This is a genomic window from Parashewanella curva (genome assembly GCF_003675895.1).
Classification (GTDB): Bacteria; Pseudomonadota; Gammaproteobacteria; order Enterobacterales; family Shewanellaceae; genus Parashewanella; species Parashewanella curva.
Genome location: NZ_ML014894.1, coordinates 1 through 4342 on the forward strand (window position 1 = coordinate 1; position 4342 = coordinate 4342).

A 4342-nucleotide genomic window follows, 5' to 3' on the forward strand; every position below is an offset into this window, starting at 1 on the left:
AAGTTTGTCTGTGATCTTTTAGCTATGGCTCAGTGATCTATTTGCCATAATTGTTGTGATCTTTGTGTCTTGATTAGCCGTGAGTGATTATTGTTAAGTGTTAGGAAATATCAGTGCGAAATGACGGTTCAGGGTTTCTTATCCAAGCCCTTAAAAATTTATCATTTCTATATTCAGTTATATTCATAGGAAGATTTAGCTCAGGCCCTATGTTTCCTCCAGTAAGATTTATCGAATGGCAGAAAATACAATTATCGGAAAATATTTTATAACCTGATTTTACTTTTTTAGTTGAATTAGGTTTTGGGGCTATTACAGCATATGGGTCTTTAATTGATTCTAATTTTATTTCCTTGATGGCAAAAGGCCATTTTATGATTTCATGGTAAGTATCTGGATCCTTCCATAAGAAATAGAAGGGCGATGGATCAAAAGATTTTCCCTGTCTTTCAAAAAGCTCGAATGTATTGCCATCTTTTGAAGTGAGGTCTTCGTAGGCTAACCAAGCATTAGAGTGTTGTTTGAATGCCTTGGTAGTTAAAGAAGTGTTGTAGCCGTCTATTGATGAGAAAAAAATATGTTTTGCACCTTCTGGCAGCCCACCATAAATTTTCAAAACGTCTACGAATTTGAATGCATTGTATCTGCGCTGATCTTTATATATCGGGTGGTAAAAAATAATTTCATGAGTAGTCAATTGTGACTTCATTTGCTCAAGGGTTAGTGTTTGCTGATGATCATTCTTTGAAACAGTTAGTGTTGAAGACAAGTCTGGGGAGGCGTATGCATGTGACAAAATTGATGAACAAAAAACAAAGTAAAACGTGTGTAATAGTTTGAATAATCTTACTAATTTCATAATAACACTATAAAAAAATTAAACCTTGCCAATCAGTATAGGTTAAAAAATAATCAAAAAGTTCTTGCAATTATGTTACAAACCCATTATTTGTAAAGAAGCACTGTAATTTTTCGTTCTTTTGGGTTTCTGATGCAGTGCCGCAAATAACAATATCAAAGCGCTACATAAAAAACGTATTTACTTGACTGTATTTACAGAGTTATGACTCTTAAAACAGCTGTGAGGACGAATATTATGAAGAGAAGGAAACGAGATAAGCTTGATCGAGCTTTTTCAAAAGGATATCAAGCAGGTATGGGCGGTAAATCTAAGGAGCAATGCCCGTATATGAGTTTAGAATCAAGAACTCAATGGTTAGGCGGATGGCGAGAAGGGGTAGATGAAAGATTTACCTATTTGCCAATGAAGTAATAATATTAAGCCCTCAATTTTGAGGGCTTTTTTCAAACTTCCGAAGAGGCAACTTTAGAAAGTCGAAGTGTCTTTGAAAATTCCAACTTTTAAATCAGTAGCAGTGTAGATTTCATGGCCGTCGACTTCTAGTGTTGCATCTGCAATGCCCATGATCAGTTTACGGTTTATCTTACGTTTAATATTAAGCTTGTAAGTTACCTTTTTGGCTTCTGGAAGTACCTGTCCAGTAAACTTCACTTCACCAACACCTAGAGCACGACCTTTACCTTCCGCACCTTCATAGCCTAGGAAAAAGCCAACAAGCTGCCACATAGCATCAAGGCCTAAACATCCCGGCATTACTGGGTCAGTTACAAAATGGCATCCAAAAAACCAAAGATCTGGGTTAATATCAAGCTCTGCTATGATTTCTCCCTTACCAAACTCGCCACCATCACTATTAATTTTAGTAATACGGTCGATCATCAGCATATTTTTAACTGGCAACCTTGGAGAGTCTGCTCCAAATAGATCACCGTGCCCACAGGCTATTAATTCTTCTTTTGTGAAACTGCTTGGCTTTGTCATTTTAGTAACTATCTTTTTTGAATGTGCAGCAAGATTAGCGAACAGGTGTACGCTAAACAACTCCGATCAGCTAGATAGTGATAATAGTTTGCGCTAAATCAAACCTAATCTGCTAAGAACTCTTTGAAATAAGGTTCTTTCTTCAACAAATTCACCAGCTAGCTCATCTAGTCTGACCTGTACCTTTCCATAAACGGTTTCGGCTGGGAAACGGTTGTTATCATCAGCTTTGCCTACAACTTGCTGCAATAGCAGTTCAATGACTTCATCAACATGTTCAACTTGATAGATATGAAACTGTTTGTCTGCTACAGCCTGAATAATTTTTGGCTCGAGATTAAGCTGAAGAACATTAGAAGCAGGAATGATAACTCCCTGTTCGCCTGTGAGACCTCGGCGTTGACATAAATTGAAAAATCCAGTGATTTTTTCGTTTACACCGCCAATAGCTTGAACATGGCCAAACTGATCAAGTGCGCCAGTAACCGCAAGACTTTGGCTGATTGGTAATTCACTAATTGCAGAGAGTAAACAGCAATATTCAGCAACCGAAGCACTGTCACCATCAATTTCTTGATATGATTGCTCAAATACAATGTTGGCATTGAGGTGCAGTGGTGCATCACGTCCAAAAATACGATATAGGCAAGAAGAAAGAATCATCATTCCTTTTGCATGTATGTTACCACCCAGTTCTGATTTTCTTTCAATATCAGCAACTTCACCATCACCATAGTGAGCCGTGCAAGTAATTCTTGCTGGCTCTCCATAGCTGTAATCGCCAGTATCAATAACGGTTAAGCCATTAACTTGACCAATCATTTTCCCTTTGGTTGGGAGTTTAATAAATTTATCGTCAAAGTTTTGGGCCGAATAAACTTCTGAGAGATTATGACGTACACTCTTGTGAGCTATGGCCTTGCTGATAGAGTCCTTATCTATCTCTGTTTTTGTCGTTAATGCAGCGGCTTGAGCTAACAAGTGTTTCATTTCTGACATCGAAAGTGATAAACGTTGTTGGTGTTCAACCAGAGATGATGAGTAACTCAGCAATTGCTGGTAACCGTTTTTGGTTATTGGCTTTTGAGTTGGGTTGAGTTGTTTTAACCAAACAAGATAGTCATATTCAGAATGTTCAGTTACATCAATTTCACTATTTAACTCAGCAAGTAGCGGAAAATGACGAGAAAAGCGATGGTCACTGTTTTTTAGGTATGCGTAATAACTGATAGAGCCTACTAGGACAACCTTCGTTGCTAATGGCACTTTTTCTAATGACTGGTTGGCGCGATAATAACCATCATTAATTATATCGAGCAATAAGTTCCATAATCCCTCACGCTCGAGGATCGACTCAATGCAAATGTATACGGTGTGGTATTTGGCTAATGCACCAGGTTGGTAATTTACAGTGCCATTATTGTTCTTAGTTGCCCCAATTAAATCAGACCGTTTAATTACACCACTTAAATAGCAGTGGCTTTTATTTTTATTGGCAAGAATACCGATTTTTTCTTTAGCTGGAGCAGGGTGCCATTGAAGCGATATTTCATTATCTTCATTTTTACTAGCAGCTAGAAATTGATCTTCGGGTGTTTTGATGGTTTGGTGCAACCCATCAATGAGCATCTCACGTTCTATACCGATGAAATCGGCAATAAACAAATGTTGATCAGTTAATTTGTTACTTAGCTGAAAAGTATTAGTTAGCCTTTCTTGTCCTAACAATAAACTTTGAGGTAAAGCATTTGGCAATTTATCGATATCTATGGGAAAGTCAGGAGCAAGTTGTTGGGTTGTGAGTTTATTTGGCGTCATACTAGTTTGCAGCTATTTAAAAGTACAAAGATAGTAACACAAATTCATTATTTGGACGCTTGAGCGCTTAATTTTTAAAAGAATTGATGGTTTAGTCATCATTCAAACTTAAATCGGCATTTTTAGGTTTACATGGAGAACTCAAGTCCTTATTATTCACCGCGTTCGGAGGGGTGGCAGAGTGGTCGAATGCACCGGTCTTGAAAACCGGCAACGGTTTATCCCGTTCCAGGGTTCAAATCCCTGCTCCTCCGCCATATTCAGAAAAGCCGCTCAGTAGAGCGGCTTTTTGATTTATATTACTTTTCGTCTATCACGTCACATTTCTAATATCGCCATTAATGCTATTTTGCCCAGATTAGTTTTCCTTTTTCTCAAAATACAATCATCTAGAAACTATGAATTGTTTATGGGGAGAGTACAAAAAATAGAAGGTACGGCTTATGGGGCATTTAACTTCTTGGTTTGAAAATAACTATGAGAAAATATTAAGCTTTTCTGGTGATGTGTTAGTTGCCTTACTTATCCTTTATGTGGGGGTTAAGGTCGCTAAGTTTTTAACGAGCGGAGCGAAAATCTCGGGGGCTTGCCCCCGTGCTGGATAGTGTAGACTGGGCGGTTCCCAGTCTATATTATCCTGTATATGGAACTTCAAAGAAATTCACATCACGTTTACCGATT

Annotated in this window: 5 protein-coding genes and 1 tRNA gene; 3 read left to right on the forward strand and 3 right to left on the reverse strand. The window is 37.9% G+C overall.

The window, feature by feature from the left end; genetic code table 11:
* Positions 1-100: 100 nt before the first annotated feature.
* Positions 101-859, reverse strand: coding sequence for a c-type cytochrome (locus D5018_RS20710; protein WP_121840875.1), 759 nt, complete (start codon positions 857-859; stop codon positions 101-103).
* Positions 860-1096: 237 nt separating this feature from the next.
* Here D5018_RS20710 and rmf point away from each other — a divergent pair, with 237 nt between their 5' ends.
* Positions 1097-1273, forward strand: coding sequence for a ribosome modulation factor (rmf, locus tag D5018_RS20715; protein ID WP_121840876.1), 177 nt, complete (start codon positions 1097-1099; stop codon positions 1271-1273).
* Between the two features lie 54 nt (positions 1274-1327).
* Here the strand turns inward: rmf and fabA are convergent, their stop codons facing one another.
* Positions 1328-1843: a bifunctional 3-hydroxydecanoyl-ACP dehydratase/trans-2-decenoyl-ACP isomerase gene (gene fabA / locus D5018_RS20720; protein ID WP_121840877.1), complete on the reverse strand. Its 516-nt coding sequence runs from the start codon at positions 1841-1843 to the stop codon at positions 1328-1330.
* Between the two features lie 93 nt (positions 1844-1936).
* Positions 1937-3661, reverse strand: a complete 1725-nt coding sequence (locus D5018_RS20725) for a S16 family serine protease (protein WP_121840878.1) — start codon at positions 3659-3661, stop codon at positions 1937-1939.
* A 167-nt stretch (positions 3662-3828) separates the two neighbouring features.
* Between D5018_RS20725 and D5018_RS20730 the strand changes: the two genes are divergently transcribed.
* Both D5018_RS20730 and D5018_RS20735 read left to right on the forward strand, forming a co-directional pair.
* Positions 3829-3918, forward strand: a tRNA-Ser gene (locus D5018_RS20730).
* A gap of 186 nt (positions 3919-4104) precedes the next feature.
* A complete protein-coding gene (locus D5018_RS20735) occupies positions 4105-4266 on the forward strand; it encodes a mechanosensitive ion channel family protein (protein WP_121840879.1) in 162 nt (53 codons plus the stop codon).
* Positions 4267-4342: the final 76 nt, after the last annotated feature.